Genomic DNA, 18,151 nt, shown 5'->3' with positions numbered 1-18,151 from the left:
TTGCTGGTTCTTCAGTGGGTTGATCGGAGCAGGACGAAAGGAAGCGAAGGGGGATGCAGGGGATCAGGCCAGGGGCTCGATGATCAGCTTCTCGCCTTCGAGCCGCACCTGGGCCGGCTTGCCGCGCACAGCGCCGGGCAGATCGGTCTCGATGGTGCGGTAGATGCCGGCGATGGACAGCAGTTGCGGCTCCAGGCAGGTGCAGAAGATGCGCGCTTCGGTGTTGCCGCGCGCGCCGGCGATGGCGCGGCCGCGCAGCGGGGCATAGACATGGATGTGGCCGTCGGCAATCACTTCCGCGCCAAAGCTGACTGCGGCCAGCACCACCAGGTCGGCGCCGCGCGCATACGCCTGCTGGCCCGAGCGCAGCGGCCTGTCCAGCACCATGGTGCCGGGGCCGGCCACGGGCACTTCGCGCACCACTTCGCCTGCGCGGGTGCCTTGGCGGCCTGCGCCGGCCTGCGCGGATGCTTCGGCGCGCGCCGGCGCCGCATCCGGTGCCGCGGCCAGACCGGCAGCGCAGGCGGCCTGCATCTGGGCGGGCGTGCCGCCGCGCACGGCCACCGGCAAGGTGCCATGGCGGCGCAGCAGGGCCATGATGGCGGCGAAATCTATCGGTTCTTCGGCTGCGCGCACGCAGGCCAGGTCGATCAGCACCGGGTCGTTGTCGAAAAAGCCGGGCGCATCGGCCACACAGCCGGCCAGTTCGCTCGCCAACAATGCGGCGTCAGTGGTCTTGAGCACCACGGCCAGCACGGGCAGCGAGGCGCTTTTCAGATCAAAGCGGGTGCGGGCCTGGGCCGGCGGGGTGGGGGCCATGAATGGGTGCGGTGCGAAGGACGCCGGGGAACCGGTTGCAGGAAGGCGCAAAGTGTACCTTGGGCCGGGCCGGCTCCAATGACCAATGGCGCTGACCAATGTCCCCCCTGTGCCGCCGCCGGACGGATGCGCGCCGACCACGGCGGCCCGGCGCCGCCCTGTGCCAATGCCCGGCCCGATAGCGGCTACCATCCCGGGGCAGCGGGCTTTTTCGCCCGCCCCCGTCCGATCGCCACCCACGCCTGCATGCCCGCTTTTTCCTTTGAAGCCCTGGACGCCCAGGGCCAGACCTGCAAGGGCCTCATGGAGGCCGACACGGCCAAGGCTGCGCGCAGTCTGCTCAGGGCGCAGGCCCTGGTGCCGCTGGCGGTCGAGCCGGTGCAGACCGGCCAGTCGCTCGACGGCCGCTCGGCCAGCCTGGGCCAACGCTTGTTCACCCGGCCGGTGTTCAGCGCCACCACGCTGACCATCTGGACGCGCCAGATCGCCGGACTCGTGTCCTCGGGGCTGCCGCTCGAACGCGCGCTCACCTGCCTGTCGCAAGAGGCCGACGACGAACGCCAGCGCCATCTGGTGGCCGCGCTGCGCGCCGAGGTCAACGCCGGCTCGATGTTTGCGCGCGCGCTGGCGCAACACCCGCGCGAGTTCTCCGACATCTACTGCGCCGTGATCAGCGCCGGCGAGCACAGCGGCAACCTGGCGCTGGTGCTCGAACGCCTGGCCGACGACCTCGAAGAACGCCAGGCGCTCAAGGCCCAACTGATCGGCGCCGCGCTCTACCCCGCCATCGTGACCCTGGTGGCCGGCGCGATCGTGCTGTTCCTGGTCGGCTATGTGGTGCCGCAGGTGGCCAGCGTGTTCGTCGGCACCAAGCGCGCGCTGCCGCTTCTCACGCAGGCCATGATGGGCCTGAGCGCCTTTGTCCGCAGCCATGGCGTTGTCATGCTGCTGGCGGCGATCGTGTTGGCGCTCGGCGCGCGCTGGGCGCTGACCAGGGCGCAGATCCGTGAGCAATTCGATGCCGCCTGGCTGAACCTGCCGGTGCTCGGCAAGCTCGCCCGTGGCTACAACGCAGCCCGGTTTGCCGCCACCTTGGCGATGCTCGCGGGCGCCGGTGTGCCGATACTCAAAGCCCTGCAGGCCGCCGCCGACACGCTGAACAACCGCGCGCTGCGCGCCGACGCGCTCGAGGCCCTGGTGCTGGTGCGCGAAGGCGCGCCGCTGGCCTCGGCGCTGGCGCAAAACAAGCGCTTTCCGGGCCTGCTGTCGATGTTTGCACGCCTGGGCGAGCAGACCGGCCAACTGCCCGTGATGCTGCAACGCGCGGCCCGGCAACTGGCCACCGAAGTGCAGCGCCGCGCGCTGAAACTGGCCACCATCCTGGAGCCGCTGCTGATCGTCAGCATGGGCCTGATCGTGCTGCTGATCGTGCTGGCCGTGCTGCTGCCGATCATCGAACTGAACCAGTTCGTGAATGTGAAGTAACCATGGCCGTGACTTTGACCGACAAACTGGTGGTCGCGATCTCCTCGCGCGCGCTGTTCGACTTTGAAGCAGAGAACCGCGTTTTCGAGCGTGGCAACGACCGCGCTTATGTCGCGCTGCAACGCCAACGCATCGACGAGCCGGCAGCGCCGGGCGTGGCCTTCTCGCTGGTGCGCAAACTGCTCGCGTTCAACAGCGCCGGGTGCCAGCGTGTCGAGGTGGTGCTGCTGTCACGCAACGACCCGGTCAGCGGCCTGCGCGTATTTCGCTCATGCAACGCCCACGGCTTGCCCGCCGTGCAGCGCGGCGTGTTCACGCAGGGGCGCGACCCGTTTCGCTACCTGCGCCCGCTCGGAGCGCACCTGTTCCTGTCGGCCAACGAAGCCGATGTGCGCCAGGCCCTGCACCTGGGCTACCCGGCTGCGCGGGTGGTCACGGAGTCGGTGCAGGCGGGCGACGCCAACCCGCTGGAAGTGCGTATCGCCTTCGACGGCGACGCCGTGCTGTTCTCCGACGAGGCCGAGCGCGTCTACCAGGACCTGGGGCTGGCCGCCTTTCAGCAGCACGAGACCGACAAGGCCACGCTGCCGCTGCCCGACGGCCCCTTCAAACCCCTGCTGGCTGCGCTGCACCGCTTGCAGTCGGCGGGCAAGATGGGCCAAGGGGGCCACGAAAGCGGCGCGGGCCAGGCGGGCGGCATGCGCATCCGCACCGCCTTGGTCACCGCCCGCAGCGCCCCCGCGCACGAGCGCGCCATCCGCACGCTGATGGACTGGAACATCGCGGTCGACGAAGCCATGTTTCTGGGCGGCCTGCCCAAGGGCGAGTTTCTGCGCGAGTTCGAGGCCGACTTTTTCTTCGACGACCAGACCGGCCATGTCACATCCGCCGCCCGCCATGTGCCCGCAGGCCATGTGAGCAGCGGGATCGCCAATCCTTGAAAACCGGGCCGGGCAGTGATGAAACAGCCGGCGGCCCAAGCCCCGGCGGCCATCTGGCGCCATGCGCTGCGATGTGCAACCATCACCGCCCGGTACCGAAGGAGCATGTCGTGCGCAAGACCTTTTCATCTGTGTGGCTGGCGGGGCTGGTGTTGTCGGCTCCCTGGTTTTGCAGCGCCGCTCCGGCCCAGACCACCCAGACGGCCCCACCCCCCCAGGCGACCCAAGCCCCGGGCGCCAGCCCCGGGTCACCGGCTGCGCCGACCCGGGGCGAGATCAAGGCCATGCGCGAATTCAAAATGCTGGATTTCAATGGCGACGGCAAGCTCAGCCGCGCGGAGGTCAGGCTCTTTCCACGCCTGGCGGCCGCTTTTGACGAGGCGGATACGGACCACGACGGCTATGTGTCGTATGCAGAAGTCCGGGCATTTGCCGCCAAGTACCGCGCCCGGCAGGAGCGCGAGCGGGCCGCCGCCGGGCCCGCAGCGTTGCCGAAGGCCCCGCCCTGAATTTTCAGCCGTGCCGGCTGTGCGTGTGCTCCGCGCCGCAACGGTCCAGCGCGCGCTCGATCTCGGCCATGATGCGCGGGTCCCGCAGCGCGGCTTGCCAGGTGCGTTCGTCTTCGGCGGCGCGGCGACGGCGCTCGGCCCAGGAGCGGGCCGCACCGCGCAACGCCAGCCCGGCGCGGCGGGTAGGGGCGGCCAGCAATGCCAGCGCGGCAAAGGCCAGCAGCCACAGCGCCAGCCATGCCGCCCACTGATGGTGTTCGGCCCAGGAGTCGATCACCTGCTGAGCGAACACCAGCAGCGCCGACACCATGGCGGCCAGCAGCAAGGCGGCCATGCCACGGGCGCCGTCAAAGCCGGCTGCGGCCTGCTTCAAAGCCGCCAGCGCGTTTTCGGCGCGCACCACGCCGAGGTGCTCGCTCGGGTATTGAACGTTGACAAAGCTGGTCATTTCGGTTTCCCCTTCCTGACGCTGGCGGCGAAATTGCCGGGCAGTGGAAGGAGAAGGATACTAGGGTTTACCCTAGTTCGATTCAAATTTATATTTTGAACCCGCGTCATTCATGGGGCTAATGATGGATAAAGCCATGGCCTCTTTGAACTCCCGCTGCCTGGATCCGCCCTGCTGCGCGTGTTCGACGAGGTGATGGCCGGGCGCAGCCCGACCCGTGCCGCACGCCCGCTTTCGCGCACCCGGCCGGCGCTGAGCGGCGCGACGCCGGCGTCAGGCATTGGGCGATGCCGACGATGCCGACGGTGCCGACGGTGCCTGTGGATGCGCTGGCGGCGCCGGCGCGGCCCTCGGCAAGCGGCGCCGGACGGGCGCTTGCAAGCCTGCACGCGCTTGGGCACGCCCGACGTTTGCGCGGCAGCCGCCCGGCGCGCCGTCGTAGACTGCGCGCTTTTGTCCCCCTTCTTTGCGGAAAGAGCACCATGAACATCCTGCTTGCTGTCGATGGCAGCCCCTACACCAAGAAAATGCTGGCCTACCTGGCCACCCATGAAGAACTGCTGGGCAGCCAGCATACGTACACCGTGCTGACCGTGCAGGCCCCGCTGCCGGCGCGCGCCCGCGCCGCACTGGGCAAGGAAGCCGTGGACAGCTACCACAGCGAAGAAGCCGACAAGATTCTGGCGCCGGTGTGCAAGTTTCTCGCGCGCCATGCGCTGCAAACCAAACGCATCGCCAAGGTGGGCCCGGTGGGCGAGAGCATCGCCAAGCTGGCCGACAGCGGCGGGTTCGACCTGCTCGTGATGGGCTCGCATGGCCATGGCGCCCTGACCACGCTGGTGACGGGCTCGGTGACCGCCCAGGTGCTGGCCCACAGCAAACTGCCGGTGCTGCTGGTGCGCTGACCCCGGGCAAAATCCGGGCCGCAGGACGGGTCATCGGTTCCGGCCCTAGAATGGCCCGGTGCCCATCCCTGCCACCATCCCCCTGAACGCCGACCTGCATTGCCATTCCGTGGTCTCCGACGGAACCCTGAGCCCTGAAGACCTGGCCGCCCGGGCCCGTGCCAACGGGGTTCAGTTGTGGGCCTTGACCGATCATGACGAAACCGGCGGCCTGCGCCGCGCTGGCGCTGCCGCCCAGGCGCAGGGCATGGCCTACCTGACCGGGGTCGAGATCTCGGTCACGTTCGCCGACACCACCGTGCATATCGTGGGCCTGGGCTTCGACCCCGACAATGCCCAGTTGGCGCAGGGCCTGGCGGCCACCCGCGACGGGCGCGGCGAACGCGCCAAGGAGATGGGCGCGCAACTGGCCCGGGCGGGCATTGGGGGCGCTTACGAAGGCGCATTGCAGTTCGTCGGCAACCCGGCGCTGATCTCGCGCATGCATTTCGCGCGCTTTCTGGTCGAAAGCGGCCGCTGCCAGGATACCGGCGAGGTGTTTCGCAAATACCTCACCGAGGGCCGGCCCGGCTATGTGCCGCACCGCTGGGCCCGGCTGGGCGACGCGGTGCGCTGGATCACCGAGGCGGAGGGCGTGGCCGTGATCGCTCACCCGGCGCGCTACAAGTTCAGTGCCAACGAGGAATTTGCGCTGTTTTCCGAATTCAAGGCCCATGGCGGCCAGGCCGTGGAGGTCGTCACCGGCAGCCACAGCGCCGCCGAATACCTGAGCTATGCCGCGCTGGCGCAAGAGTTCGGCCTGGCCGCTTCGCGCGGCAGCGACTTCCACAGCCCCGCTGAATCGCACACCGATCTGGGCAGCCTGCCGCCGCTGCCCGATGCCTTGACGCCGGTGTGGACGCTGCTGGCCGACCGCATCCGCCATCCGGCCCGGCATTTGGTCCCGCATTGGGCCCCCGATCGGGCCTGAAACCGGCTCCGGCGCGCCGGTGTTCTGCGATGGCCCAGTATTTCGAGATCCACCCCGACAACCCGCAGCCGCGCTTGCTCCGGCAGGCTGCCGCGTTGCTGCGCCAGGGCGGCATCGTGGCCGTGCCCACCGATTCCAGCTATGCGCTGGCCTGCCATCTGGACGACAAGGACGCGGCCGAGCGCCTGCGCCGCATCCGCCAGGTCGATGACAAGCACCACCTGACGCTGCTGTGCCGCGACCTGTCCGAACTGGCCAGTTGCGCGCGCGTCGACAACCGGCAATACCGGCTGCTCCGGCTGGGCACACCCGGGCCCTACACCTTCATCCTGGAAGCCACGCGGGAGGTGCCGCGCCGCGTCAGCCATCCGGCGCGCAAGACCCTGGGCCTGCGCGTGCCCGACCACAAGGGCCTGCAACTGCTGCTGCAATTGCATGGCGCGCCGCTGCTGGCCACCACGCTGATTCCGGCCGGGGCCAGCGAACCGTTGAACGACCCGCAGGAAATCCGCCGGCACTATGCCGGGCAGCTCGCTGCCATCGTCGACGCCGGCGCCTGCCCGCGCGAGCCGACCACGGTGCTGGACCTGACGCCGATGGGCGTCGGCGGCGCCCCCGAAGTGGTGCGCGCAGGCCGTGGCAGTTTGCCGGCACTGGGGCTGTAACGCGCGGGCGGCAGGCCGGGCCGGCGCTCTGAGACAATCCGGGGGTGGACACCAACCCCAACCATCTGATCCAGACCGTTCTGATCAACGCCCTGCCGGCGCTGCTCGCCATCACGCTGCATGCGGCCGCCCATGGCTACGCTGCGCGCTACTTCGGCGACGACTCGGCGGCGCTGCAGCAGCGCATCAGCTTGAACCCCTTCAAGCACATCGACCCGGTGGGCACCATCCTGATGCCGCTGTTGCTGTACTTCGTCACTGCGGGCGCGTTCCTGCTCGGCTACGCCCGGCCGATGCCGGTCGATTTCAGCCGGCTGCGCAATCCGAAAACGCAGATGATCTGGGTGTCCCTGGCCGGGCCTGCGGCCAACCTCGTTCAGGCCGTTGGTTGGGCGCTGCTGCTGATCGTGCTCAAGGGTTTTGGCGTCGACGAGTTCTTCTTTCTGTCGATGGCGGGCGCCGGTGTGGGGATCAATCTGGCGCTGTGGGCCTTCAACCTGTTTCCGCTGCCGCCGCTGCCTGGCGGGCGCATCCTGATCGGCCTGCTGCCGGTCAAGCAAGCCCGGATGCTCGCGCGCCTGGAGCCTTGGGGCCTGCTGATCGTGATGGGCCTGACCCTTGCCGGGGTGGTGGGCCCGCTGTGGCTGCGCCCGCTGATGGTGCTGAGCTACGCCGCCGTCCGCCTGCTGCTGACACCGCTGGAGGCGCTGGCAGCGCTGGCGGGCTGATTTTTCTGTTTGCCGACATGCACTCCATGAGCACCACGCGCTTTCTCACCGGCATCACCACCACCGGCACACCCCACCTGGGCAACTTTGTCGGCTCCATCCGTCCCTCGGTGGCGGCCAGCCGGCAGCCGGGCGTGCAGAGCTTTTACTTTCTGGCCGACTACCACGCGCTGATCAAGTGCGAAGACCCGCAGCGCGTGCAGCGCTCGACGCTGGAGATCGCGGCCAGTTGGCTGGCTGCCGGGCTCGACCCCGAGCAGGTCACGTTCTACCGCCAGTCCGACATCCCCGAAATCCCCGAACTGACCTGGCTGCTGACCTGCGTGACCGGCAAGGGCCTGCTCAACCGGGCGCATGCCTACAAGGCCGCCAACGACAAGAACAGCGCCGCAGGCCGCGAGGCCGACGCTGGCGTGACGGCCGGCCTGTTCATGTACCCGCTGCTGATGGGGGCCGACATCTTGCTGTTCAACGCGCACCAGGTGCCCGTGGGCCGCGACCAGAGCCAGCATATAGAGATGGCGCGCGCCATGGCGAGCAGTTTCAACCACCTGTACGGCGCGCATTTCGTGCTGCCCGAGGCGGCCATCGACGAGCATGTGGCCATCCTGCCCGGGCTCGACGGCCGCAAGATGAGCAAGAGCTATGACAACACGATACCGCTGTTCAGCACGCGCGAGCAGCTCGGCCGGCTGATCGCCGGCATCCTGACCGACTCGCGCGCGCCCGGCGCGCCCAAGCAGGTCGAGGGCTCAGCGCTGTTTCAGATCTACCAGGCCTTTGCCACGCCCACGGAAACCGCAGCGCTGCGCCAGCACTATGCCGACGGCATCGCCTGGGGCGAGGTCAAGCAGTTGCTGCTCGACTGCGTCGACCAAACCATTGCCCCGATGCGCGCGCAGTACCAGGCGCTGCTCGATGACCCGGCCCGCATCGAACAGACCCTGCTGGCCGGCGCCGAGCGCGCCCGCGCACTGGCCAGGCCGTTCATGCGCGAGCTGCGCGGCGCCGTCGGTCTGCGCAGTCTGGTGCCGGCTGCGCAGGCCACGGCGGGGGCCGAGGTGGTCGAGGCGGTGAAAGCGGTGAAATCGACCAAAGCGGCAAAAACGGCCAAAACGGGACAGCCCGCATTCAAGCAGTACCGCGAGGCCGATGGCAAGTTCTACTTCAAGCTCGTCGCCGCCGATGGTCGTCTGCTATTGCAAAGCCAGGGCTTCGCTGCGCCCAGGCAGGCCGGTCAGGCCATTGCCGAACTGCACACCGGTGCCGGCGCGCTGCCAGCGCTGGCGTCCCGGTTGGTGCCGGTGGATGGCGTGGACGCGGCCGAGGTCATGGCGGCGTTGCAGGCGTTGGCCCCGGGTCAGCCGCAGCCGGCACGCAAATAAGCCAGCACCGCAGGCAGATCCCCCTCGAACACGATGCGCCCGGGCCGGCTTTGGCGCTGGAAGGCGTACATGGGGTCGTAATAGTCGCGCACCAGCGCCGCGATCCAGTGGCGGTGCAGATCGATGTCGCCGCTGGCCTGCTGCCGCGCCAGCGCGGCCTGCATGTCCGCGTGCAGTTGCTGGTAGCGCGCGCCGCCGAGCCGCCGGGCCAGTTTGCCCAGACTGTCCAGCAGCCGGGTGGAGAACCGTTCAAAGCCCAAGGCCGGACCATGGGCCGCGACAAAGTCGGCGCATTGCCCGATCACGTAGTCACCCACGATGCGCTCGACCCGGGCGCCGAAGCTGTCTTGCAGGCACACGATCGGAGCGCGCTCCAGGCGCTGGCGCAGCGCCAGCGGCACCGAGCACCGGCCCACATGCCGGCCCTCGTCTTCGAGCACGAAAGCCCGGTGCCCCCGGGCCTGCTTTTTCAGGATGTCGATGGCCAGGCGATGCTCGAAATCGACCTGGCTGGGCTGGCCGTCCAGGCGCTGGCCGAAGCTGGAGCCGCGGTGATTGGCATGACCCTCCAGGTCCAGGCCCTGCGCCAACTGCGCAATCAGCGCGGTCTTGCCGGTGCCCGTCAAGCCGCTGAGCAGCACGAAATCGCATTCCTGCGCCGCCGCCTGCGTGGTGTCGATCAGGAACATGCGCAGCGCCTTGTAGCCACCGGGCACGCGGGGATAGGCGATGCCGGCCTCGCTGTGCAGCCATTGCAGGGCGATTTGCGAGCGCAGTCCGCCGCGCAGGCAATACAGCAGGCCATCCGGGTGGGCCTGGGCAAACGCCGCCCAGGCCGCGATGCGCTCGCGCCTGGTGTGGCCGGACACGAGTTGCTGCCCCAACGCAATCGCTGCCGGCTGGCCCTGCTGCCGGTAGCACAGGCCGACCTGGTGCCGCTCGGCGTCGTCCATCAAAGGATGGTTCACCGCCCCGGGGAAGGCGCCCTGCGCAAACTCGACCGGCGCGCGCACATCCAGCAGCGGCACATCGTGCAGGAAGATATGCCGCAACTGGGCATCGTCCTGCCGCATCAGCGCAGCACCACGGCAAGGGCTTGCCGCGCCGTCAAGTGGCCGATGGGATCGAGGGCCAGCCCCTGCTGCGCGGCCACGGCCAGAAACTCCCGCTCGCCGTCAGGGGCCACGGCAACCAGCAGGCCACCGCTGGTCTGGGGGTCGCACAGCAAATGCTTTTGTGCCGCGCTCAGGGGGCTGACCTTGGCGCCATAGCTGTCGAAGTTGCGCTGCGTTCCGCCGGGCACGCAGCCCTGGTCCAGGTAATGCCCGATCCCCGCCAGGCGGGGCACGGCGGCGGCGTCGAGCACGGCGGTCAGGCCACTGCCTTCGGCCATTTCGAGCAGGTGGCCGAGCAGACCGAAGCCCGTGACATCGGTCATGGCCTGCACGCCGGCCAGTCTGCCAAAGCGGCTGCCCGGTCGGTTCAGTGTGCACATCAGGTCGCGTGCCAGGCCAGCGTCCTGCGGGCGCAGCCGGGATTGTTTCTCGGCCGTGGTCAGGATGCCGATCCCGAGCGGCTTGGTCAGGTACAAACGGCAGCCGGCCGTGGCCGTGTCGTTGCGTTTGAGGTGGCGTTTTTCGACGACTCCCGTCACGGCCAGGCCAAAGAACGGCTCCGGCGCGTCGATGGAATGCCCGCCGGCCAGTGCAATCCCCGCCGCAGCGCAAGCCGCCCGCCCGCCGTCCACCACCGTGCGCGCCACCTCGGCGGGCAGCATGTTCACGGGCCAGCCCAGGATGGCGATCGCCATCAGCGGGTCGGCGCCCATTGCATAGATGTCGCTGATGGCGTTGGTGGCGGCGATGCGGCCGAAGTCGTAGGGGTCGTCGACGATGGGCATGAAGAAGTCGGTCGTCGACACCACGGCGCGCTCGTCGTCGAGCGCATGGACCGCCGCATCATCGCGCGAGGCATTGCCCACCCACAGCCCGGGGAACAGGCCGTGCGCCCCGCTGCTGCCCGCGAGAATCACCTCCAGCACCTGGGGGCTGAGCTTGCAACCACAGCCGGCGCCATGGCTGTAGCGGGTCAGGCGAACGGGGTCGCGGGCGCTCGTGGCGGTGGCGGTGGCGGTAGTGATGATGGTGTCTGCGGCCATGCCGGCGAGTTTCGCATGTGCAGCGGCCCGGCGGCCGACAACCTACAGGTCGGTCGCTGCCAGCACTTGCGCCATGTCGGTCAAGCCCTGCAACACCTTCTCGATACCGTCTTGCCGCAAGGTGAGCCAGTTCGCCGGCTCATCGCGCACCATCAGCCCATGGATGCCCAGCCGGCCCTGGTAGCCGAAGCCTTGGCATTCGGCGCAGCCCTTGTGGCGCCACAGGCGCAACGCACCCTGCGCGTCGCCGTGCTGCAAGCGCCAACGCTCGACCTGCGCAGTGCGCGCCTCCAGCGTATTGCTGCCGCTGCCGCTTTCCAGGTACTGCGAGGCCAGGTCCATCAGCCGGTCCTGGTCGATCACCTGGGACTCGCGGCAGGCCACGCACAGGCGCAGCACCAGACGCTGGGCCAGAATCGCCAGCGGCAGGGCGGAAAAATCGAGCGGATTCAGTTTGATGTCCAACTGCCCCAACTGGCGTGCAACGGCATCAGGCGCGGCGGTGGTCAGCAGCGTGGTCAGCACCAGATGGCCGGTGAACGCGGCCTCCAGGGCGATGCGCGCTATCTCCTCGTCGCGCATTTCATCGACCATGATCACGTCCGGGTCGGCCCGCAGGAAGGCGCGCATCGCGGCCGCAACGGTCCAGCCCAGGCGCGGGTTCACCTGCACCTGGCGCAGACCATCCTGGGTGATCTCGATCGGGTCCTCGGCAGTCCAGATCTTGCGGCCTGTGCCGTTGATGTCGCGCAACACTGAATGCAATGTGGTCGTCTTGCCGCAGCCTGTGGGCCCGCACACCAGCACCAGGCCGTAGCGCTTTTGCGCCACCGATTGCAGTGCCAGCAGGTTGGCGCGGCTCAGGTCGATGCGATCGAGCGCCAAAACACCGGTGAGCAGCCGCAGCACCACATCTTCCAGCCCCTGCGAGGTGGGGATGGAGGTCACGCGCAACTCGACCGGCGGGCCACCAAAGCGGGCAAAGTCGATCTTGCCCTCCTGGGGCTTGCGGCGCTCGGAGATATCCATGCCCGCCATGACCTTGATGCGCGCCACCACGGCGACGCGGTAGCGCGCCGGTAGTTCCAGGTGGGTCGCGAGGTCGCCGTCGATGCGCAGGCGGATGCGCAGGCTCTTCGGGGCCAGTTCGGTCTCGATGTGGATGTCGGATGCGTTGCGGCCGATGGCCTCGTCGATCACCGCGTTGATGATCTGTGCCAGGGTGTCCGACTCGTTGAGCGCATCGGCCTCGTTCGCATCGCCGGGTTCGGTGCTGTCCAGGGTGCTGAGCAGTTCTTGCAATGTGCTGCGCACGACCGGCGCCGGTTCCTCCTCGGTTCCGGTGCCGGGGGGCTGGTAGGCCTTGCGGATGGCGGGCCCGAGCGTGTCCGGCGCGGCCTGCAGCGCAATCAGCCGGCGCTGGGTCAAAAAGCGCAATTCGTCGAGCAGCGAGCGCTTGCCGGGATCGATCATCAGCAGCACCAGCGTGTCTTCGCGTATCAGCAGCGGCAGCACCGATTCGCGCTCGGCCATGGCGCGGGGCACCAGGGCCAGGGCCGCCGCTTCGGGCTTGAGGTCGCCAGGGTGCACTTGGTACTCGCCCAGCCAACTGGCAATGACCGCGCGCAGTTGCTCCTGCGTCAGCGCACCCAGTTCCACCAGGATCTGGCCGATGGGCCGGTGCTGGCCCTTTTCGCGCTCTTGTTGCTGCACTTGCAGGCCATGCCAGAGCCCGGGCGCGGTCAACAGTCCGGCATGCACCAGTGCCTCGCCCAGGCGCCGCGCCTTGCCCGCCGTGGGGCGCGGTGTGGATATCTGCTGCCACAGGGCTTCGGCGCTGGCAGGGCGAAAACTGTAGTGTGCTGGCGAAACAGAATCGGCGGCGTCGGTCATCAGGGCACCTGAAGGAGAGGTTTATAGGCGCAATTCGTAGTCCACCGTGATCGGAGCATGGTCAGAGAATTTCTCGCCTTTGTAGATGGATTGGGCACGCGCCAGAGCCGCCAATGCAGGGGTGGCCAAGTGGTAGTCCAGCCGCCAACCCACGTTGTTGGCATAGGCCCGACCACGGTTGCTCCACCAAGTGTAGGCTGTGTCGGTGGCACAGGGCTGTAACCGACGGTAAACGTCTATGACGCCGTTTTTGTCATTTACGTCCAGCAAATTTGTCATCCAGAGCCGCTCCTCGGGCAGGAATCCGCTGTTCTTTTGGTTACTACGCCAGTTTTTCAGATCGATGGTCTGGTGGGCAATATTGATGTCGCCGCACAGGATGAATTCGCGTTCAGCCCTGAGGCGCATCAGATGGGGATGGAACTCGGCCAGAAAACGGAACTTGGCCTGCTGGCGCAGCGGCCCCGAGGAGCCGCTGGGAAAATAGGCGCTGATGATCGACAGCTTGCGCGCCGGCGTGTCGAAGCGCAGTTCCAGATAGCGGCCCTCGGCATCGAACTCGGGCGAGCCATAGCCGGCCACCCGGTCCGACGGCTCGTGGCGGGTGTAGACCCCCACGCCCGAATAGCCCTTTTTTTCGGCCAGATGAAAGTACCCCTGCAGGTCTGCCAGGCGCTCGAACCGGTCGGCCAAATCGGCGGCCTGGGCCTTGACTTCCTGCACGCAAATACAATCGGGTCGTGTGGCGGCGAGCCAACTTTCCAGGCCCCGGCTGGTGGCCGAGCGGATGCCATTGAGATTGAGGCTGGTCAATTTGAACAAGGAATTCCCCATGGTGGATGTTGGTGCGCAGACCGCCGGACAAGGCCGGCTGGCGCAGGATTTCGTGCGGTTTGCCGTCGCATCGGGCGCGTTGCAGTTCGGCCGGTTCAAAACCAAGGCCGGGCGCCTGAGCCCTTATTTCTTCAACGCCGGCCGGTTTGATGACGGCTGCAAGATCGGTCGGCTGGCGCAATTTTATGCCCAAGCCCTGCTGGCCAGCGGCATTGAATTCGACATGGTGTTTGGCCCGGCATACAAGGGCATACCCTTGGCCGCCACCGTGGCCGTGGAACTGGCGCGGCAGGGGCGCAACGTCGCATTTGCTTACAATCGCAAGGAGGTCAAGGACCATGGCGAAGGCGGCACGCTGGTGGGCGCCCCGCTCGAGGGTCGGGTGCTGATCATCGACGACGTGATGTCCGCAGGGACCGCCGTGCGCGAGTCGATGGCCATCATCCGCGCCGCAGGGGCCAGGCCCGAGGCGATCGCGATGGCACTGGACCGGCAGGAAAAAGCCACCGAAGACGGTTGCGATGCAGACTACAGCGCCGTGCAGTATGCACGCCGGCAACTGGGGCTTGGGGTCTGTGCCATCGCCCGGTTGGCAGACTTATTGCAGTATTTGACCGACAACGAGTCCGAAGGCATGCGGTTGCACCGCGACGAAGTGCTGGCCTATCGCCAGCGGTATGGCGTCAATGAAGGGTAGACGGTTTGAGCAAATCAGCGTGGATCATCGCAGCGGCCTGCTGCACCCTCCTCATCGCCGCGCCTGGCGCCAATGGCGCGCGGGCGCAGAGCGGCGCCAACATCTACACCTGCGTGGATAGCAGCGGGCGCCCGCAGGGCGCAGACCGGTTGATTGCCGAATGCCTCGACCGTGAGCACCGCGAACTCGCGCCCTCCGGCTTCGTGCGCCGGCAGATTGGCCCGGCGCTGTCGGAACAGGAGCGTGCCGCGCAGGCCGCCGAGCGCCGCAAGGAGATCGAAGCGCGCAGCCTCGTGCAGGAGGACAGACGCCGTGGGCGCGCGATGACGCTGCGCTACCCCCACCAGGCCAGCCATGATGCGGCGCGTGCCAAGGCCATCGAAATGGTCGATAGCATCACTGCCGCGATCGAGCAGCGCATCGACGAACTGAAAAAGCAGCGCAAGGAGCTCGATGCGCAAATGGATCTGTACAAGAAGAACCCCGACAAGATACCGACGGCTTTGCGCCACGAACTCGCCGCATACGAAGAAAACATGGACGAGCAACGGCGCTTCATGGCCGATCAGCTCCAGGAAAAACAGCGCGTGCACCAGCGCTTCGATACCGAACTGGCCCTGTTGCGCAAGATCTGGGAGGCACAGCCGCAGCCGCAGCCGCAGTTGCCTACGCTCGGCACGGCATCGCCCAAGTAAAGCATTTGCGCCATTTGCGCTGCGCACAGCGCAAGCGCCTGCGGCGCAGGTTTCACTGCAACTTCACGCGCAGCAGGTCACGGGCTTGCTGCGGATTGGCCTGGCCCTTGCTGGCCTTCATGACCTGGCCGACCAGCGCGTGAAAAGCCTTGTCCTTGCCGGCACGCAACTGCGCCACATGGTCGGCGTTGGCGGCCAGCACCGCGTCGATGATCTGCTCGAGCGCGCTGCTGTCGTTCATCTGTCGCAGCCCCTTGGCGTCGATGATGGCGTCCACCTCGCCGGCCGGGTCGGCCCACAGCGCGTCGAACACCTGCCGGGCGGCGTTGTTGGAGATCGTTGCGTCGCAGATGCGCGCGATCAGCGCTGCCAACTGCGCTGGCGCGACCGGGGCCTGCGCCACGCCGATCCCGTCCGCATTCAGGCGCCGCGAAAACTCGCCCATGATCCAGTTGCTGGCCAGCTTGGGCTGGCCGCAACCCCCGGCGACGGCCTCGAAGTAAGCGGCCATGGCCTGGCTCTGCGTGAGGGTCGCGGCATCGTATTCGGGCAGCCCGTATTGCGCCACGAAACGCGCCGCCATGCTGCGCGGCAATTCGACCATCAGCGCGCGTTGTTCCTGCACCATTTGATCTGAAATGTATAGCGGCGGCAGGTCCGGGTCGGGAAAGTAGCGGTAGTCCGCCGCATCTTCCTTGGTGCGCATGGCACGGGTTTCGCCGCTGTCCGGGTCGAACAGCACGGTGGCCTGCCGGATCGGGTGGCCGTCCTCGATCTGCGCGATTTGCCAGCGGATCTCGTAGTCGATGGCCTGCTGCATGAACTTGAAACTGTTCAGGTTCTTGATCTCGCGGCGCGTGCCCAGGGCCTGGCCGGGTTGGCGCACCGAGACGTTGGCATCGCAGCGGAACGAGCCCTCCTGCATATTACCGTCGCAGATGCCGATCCAGGTCACGATCTTGTGCAACTCCCGGGCGTAGGCCACGGCCTCCTCGGACGAGCGCATGTCGGGCTCGGTCACGATCTCCAGCAACGGCGTGCCGGCGCGGTTCAGGTCTATGCCGGACTGGCCGAAGAAGTCCTCGTGCAGCGACTTGCCCGCGTCCTCTTCGAGATGGGCGCGCACCAGGCGCACGGATTTTTTTTCATTGCCGAGAAAAAATTCGACCACACCGCCCTGCACCACCGGAAGCTCGAACTGGCTGATCTGATAGCCCTTGGGCAGGTCGGGGTAGAAGTAGTTCTTGCGCGCAAAAACGCTGACCGGCGCAATCCGCGCGCCCAGTGCCAGTCCCAACCGGATCGCACAGACGACGGCCTGGTGGTTCATCACCGGCAGCGTGCCGGGCAGCGCCAGGTCGACCGCGCAAGCCTGGGTGTTGGGCGCAGCGCCAAAGGCCGTCGAAGCGCGGGAAAAAATCTTGGACCGGGTGCAGAGTTGGGCATGGGTCTCAAAGCCGATGACGACTTCGTAGCCCTGTACCAGGGGGGTGGTGTTCATGGTTTTTGCGTGGAAATGCCGCCGTGACGGCCAATCTTGTAGGCCAGCCGATAGATGTCTGGCAACTCCACGCGTTCGCCCCCATCCTTCTGCCGTGATTTGACAATGCCGATCTGCTCCAGTGTTGCCCGCAACTGTTCCACTTTTTCTGGATTTGATGCGCCATTTCGCCATGGAACGAGTGCCTTATCCCGCAGGTTCTCAATCATCTGCAAAACGCTGGCATTATCCTTTAGCCAGAGTTCTTCCAGGTCACGTTTGCTGATGGGTACGGTTTTCTGTTGATCCTTGATGCATTGCAAGGCCGGATCGATCCATTGGTACTCCTCACGCAACTCCGCGACACGCGCCGTGCTGGCCCCGCGCACGCCGTCCTTGATGGCTTCATGATGAATGACATGCGGCCTCTCGGCATATTGCCTGGATGCCGAATTCAGCGCTGCACGCAAAGCGGTCAAAAAAGTCCTGGGTGCGACCCTGCCAAGACCGTCGCTCAGGTGGTTGTAGATGTAGGGGTAGCTGTGTCCCTTGGTCGCGGACTTTCCCATGTAACGGCCAACGAGTGCGCGCCATAGCTCCTCCTGCACCTTGGGCTCATCGGCGGCATTACATTGGAAGCGCCCATTGATGTCTTGCCATGAATGCCCGACGATGTCTTTGAATCGATCTCTGAACAGGGATGAGTGCTGCGCGATCCGATAAAAGGCCAAGCCGTACAGATCCGATTGAGTCCATTGCAAAGTCACTTTGTTGTTGAGCAGCTTGGAGCCATCCACCACTGATGCTCCTGCCTGTGCCAAAATATCTTCGCGGATAAAAGCCTTCAAGCGCAATCCCTTGGCGAACCTGAGGTCAAGCATGACACGCAGAAGTCCTGCTGTCATTTTGGACACGTCCGATAGTTCGTTGGATGCGCGATCCAGCGCATCAAAAATCACCAGTGCTTTTTCATTGGCTGAAATAAAGCGCTCATCCAGAAAATCCAGTGCGCGCGCAATCCGGCCGGGATTTTTTCCTGCCCAAGCGATGGGCGCTTGCCAAAGATCATGTGCATCCGTCGACCGAGGCATACCCAGCGATGGATCAGGCTCGAAAAGCAAAAGGATGGCTACGCTCCAAATCGTCTCTGGCGTAACATCGGGCAAACCAAGCAATTGAGCCAGTTCGTTGGGATTGGGGAAATTTTTTTTTGCGGTTTTGGCGTCAAGCGCAATGGTGCGACTGGCCTTGATACTCCTCAGCGCCGATTGAAGGTCGATTTCCAAAGGGTGGCGGCCAAGCGCGCGAAGCAAATCAGGATTGGCGAAGACGCCCGTCCAGAAGGATTTGCCCGCCCCCCGCATACCTTCGACAACCATGCGATCAGGGTTCAACGCCTGTTGATGGGACATGGGAACATAGACATCGTTCCAACTGTTGGTAGAGCCATCGGTCGGAATTTTCTCAAGCGCATCGAGCAACTCCGCGCGCAAGTCGATTCGTTGCTGAACGTTCAATGTGGGTGTTTCAGCGGCCATC

General features: G+C 66.5%; 18 protein-coding genes and 1 pseudogene. 11 read left to right on the top strand and 8 right to left on the bottom strand.

Annotated elements, in window-relative coordinates; all coding sequences use genetic code 11:
- Window positions 1-63: 63 nt before the first annotated feature.
- Window positions 64-819: a septum site-determining protein MinC gene (minC, locus tag VEIS_RS07950; protein ID WP_011809397.1), complete on the bottom strand. Its 756-nt coding sequence runs from the start codon at window positions 817-819 to the stop codon at window positions 64-66.
- Between the two features lie 246 nt (window positions 820-1,065).
- Here minC and gspF point away from each other — a divergent pair, with 246 nt between their 5' ends.
- From gspF to VEIS_RS30355, 3 genes are all read left to right on the top strand, one after another.
- Window positions 1,066-2,304, top strand: coding sequence for a type II secretion system inner membrane protein GspF (gene gspF, locus VEIS_RS07945; RefSeq protein WP_011809396.1), 1,239 nt, complete (start codon window positions 1,066-1,068; stop codon window positions 2,302-2,304).
- 2 nt (window positions 2,305-2,306) lie between these two features.
- The gene (locus VEIS_RS07940; RefSeq protein ID WP_011809395.1) at window positions 2,307-3,245 is read left to right on the top strand and encodes a 5'-nucleotidase; all 939 of its coding nucleotides are present in this window, start codon (window positions 2,307-2,309) and stop codon (window positions 3,243-3,245) included.
- Window positions 3,246-3,355: 110 nt separating this feature from the next.
- The gene (locus tag VEIS_RS30355) at window positions 3,356-3,754 is read left to right on the top strand and encodes an EF-hand domain-containing protein (RefSeq protein WP_041950651.1); all 399 of its coding nucleotides are present in this window, start codon (window positions 3,356-3,358) and stop codon (window positions 3,752-3,754) included.
- 4 nt (window positions 3,755-3,758) lie between these two features.
- Here VEIS_RS30355 and VEIS_RS07930 read toward each other — a convergent pair whose 3' ends face one another.
- Window positions 3,759-4,202, bottom strand: a complete 444-nt coding sequence (locus VEIS_RS07930; RefSeq protein ID WP_011809393.1) for a hypothetical protein — start codon at window positions 4,200-4,202, stop codon at window positions 3,759-3,761.
- A 136-nt stretch (window positions 4,203-4,338) separates the two neighbouring features.
- Here VEIS_RS07930 and VEIS_RS31530 point away from each other — a divergent pair.
- The 6 genes and pseudogenes from VEIS_RS31530 to VEIS_RS07905 all read left to right on the top strand — a co-directional run.
- A pseudogene (locus tag VEIS_RS31530) lies at window positions 4,339-4,466 on the top strand (LysR family transcriptional regulator); the annotation flags it as partial.
- 218 nt (window positions 4,467-4,684) lie between these two features.
- Complete coding sequence (locus VEIS_RS07925; RefSeq protein WP_011809392.1) at window positions 4,685-5,107, top strand: universal stress protein; 423 nt, start codon at window positions 4,685-4,687, stop codon at window positions 5,105-5,107.
- A gap of 58 nt (window positions 5,108-5,165) precedes the next feature.
- Entirely contained in the window at window positions 5,166-6,077 is a 912-nt protein-coding gene (locus tag VEIS_RS07920; protein ID WP_011809391.1) for a 3',5'-nucleoside bisphosphate phosphatase, read from the top strand.
- Window positions 6,078-6,106: 29 nt separating this feature from the next.
- A complete protein-coding gene (locus VEIS_RS07915; protein ID WP_011809390.1) occupies window positions 6,107-6,742 on the top strand; it encodes an L-threonylcarbamoyladenylate synthase in 636 nt (211 codons plus the stop codon).
- Between the two features lie 44 nt (window positions 6,743-6,786).
- Entirely contained in the window at window positions 6,787-7,470 is a 684-nt protein-coding gene (locus tag VEIS_RS07910; protein WP_011809389.1) for a site-2 protease family protein, read from the top strand.
- A 26-nt stretch (window positions 7,471-7,496) separates the two neighbouring features.
- Window positions 7,497-8,855, top strand: coding sequence for a tryptophan--tRNA ligase (locus VEIS_RS07905; protein ID WP_041949890.1), 1,359 nt, complete (start codon window positions 7,497-7,499; stop codon window positions 8,853-8,855).
- Here VEIS_RS07905 and mnmH read toward each other — a convergent pair.
- The 4 genes from mnmH to VEIS_RS07885 are packed head-to-tail and all read right to left on the bottom strand — an operon-like array spanning window position 8,831 to window position 13,728.
- Window positions 8,831-9,928 (bottom strand): tRNA 2-selenouridine(34) synthase MnmH, encoded by a 1,098-nt coding sequence (mnmH, locus tag VEIS_RS07900; protein WP_011809387.1) that lies wholly within the window; start codon window positions 9,926-9,928, stop codon window positions 8,831-8,833. The genes VEIS_RS07905 and mnmH overlap by 25 nt on opposite strands.
- Window positions 9,928-11,013, bottom strand: coding sequence for a selenide, water dikinase SelD (gene selD / locus VEIS_RS07895; protein WP_011809386.1), 1,086 nt, complete (start codon window positions 11,011-11,013; stop codon window positions 9,928-9,930). Before selD ends, mnmH begins: the two co-directional genes overlap by 1 nt.
- 42 nt (window positions 11,014-11,055) lie before the next feature.
- Complete coding sequence (locus VEIS_RS07890; protein ID WP_011809385.1) at window positions 11,056-12,906, bottom strand: GspE/PulE family protein; 1,851 nt, start codon at window positions 12,904-12,906, stop codon at window positions 11,056-11,058.
- A 21-nt stretch (window positions 12,907-12,927) separates the two neighbouring features.
- Entirely contained in the window at window positions 12,928-13,728 is an 801-nt protein-coding gene (locus VEIS_RS07885) for an exodeoxyribonuclease III (RefSeq protein ID WP_011809384.1), read from the bottom strand.
- Between the two features lie 10 nt (window positions 13,729-13,738).
- Between VEIS_RS07885 and pyrE the strand changes: the two genes are divergently transcribed.
- Together pyrE and VEIS_RS07875 are read left to right on the top strand one after the other, a co-directional pair.
- Entirely contained in the window at window positions 13,739-14,437 is a 699-nt protein-coding gene (pyrE, locus tag VEIS_RS07880; protein WP_011809383.1) for an orotate phosphoribosyltransferase, read from the top strand.
- A 5-nt stretch (window positions 14,438-14,442) separates the two neighbouring features.
- Entirely contained in the window at window positions 14,443-15,132 is a 690-nt protein-coding gene (locus VEIS_RS07875; protein ID WP_011809382.1) for a phage tail tape measure protein, read from the top strand.
- 52 nt (window positions 15,133-15,184) lie between these two features.
- Here the strand turns inward: VEIS_RS07875 and gatB are convergent, their stop codons facing one another.
- Both gatB and VEIS_RS07865 read right to left on the bottom strand, forming a co-directional pair.
- The gene (gatB, locus tag VEIS_RS07870) at window positions 15,185-16,633 is read right to left on the bottom strand and encodes an Asp-tRNA(Asn)/Glu-tRNA(Gln) amidotransferase subunit GatB (protein WP_011809381.1); all 1,449 of its coding nucleotides are present in this window, start codon (window positions 16,631-16,633) and stop codon (window positions 15,185-15,187) included.
- Window positions 16,630-18,150 (bottom strand): P-loop ATPase, Sll1717 family, encoded by a 1,521-nt coding sequence (locus VEIS_RS07865; RefSeq protein ID WP_011809380.1) that lies wholly within the window; start codon window positions 18,148-18,150, stop codon window positions 16,630-16,632. Before VEIS_RS07865 ends, gatB begins: the two co-directional genes overlap by 4 nt.
- Window position 18,151 lies beyond the last annotated feature (1 nt).

It is taken from the genome of Verminephrobacter eiseniae EF01-2 (assembly GCF_000015565.1).
Lineage (GTDB): Bacteria > Pseudomonadota > Gammaproteobacteria > Burkholderiales > Burkholderiaceae_C > Acidovorax > Acidovorax eiseniae.
The sequence above is the reverse complement of the archived record's forward strand: the minus strand, read 5'-3'. Positions and strand labels throughout refer to the sequence as shown.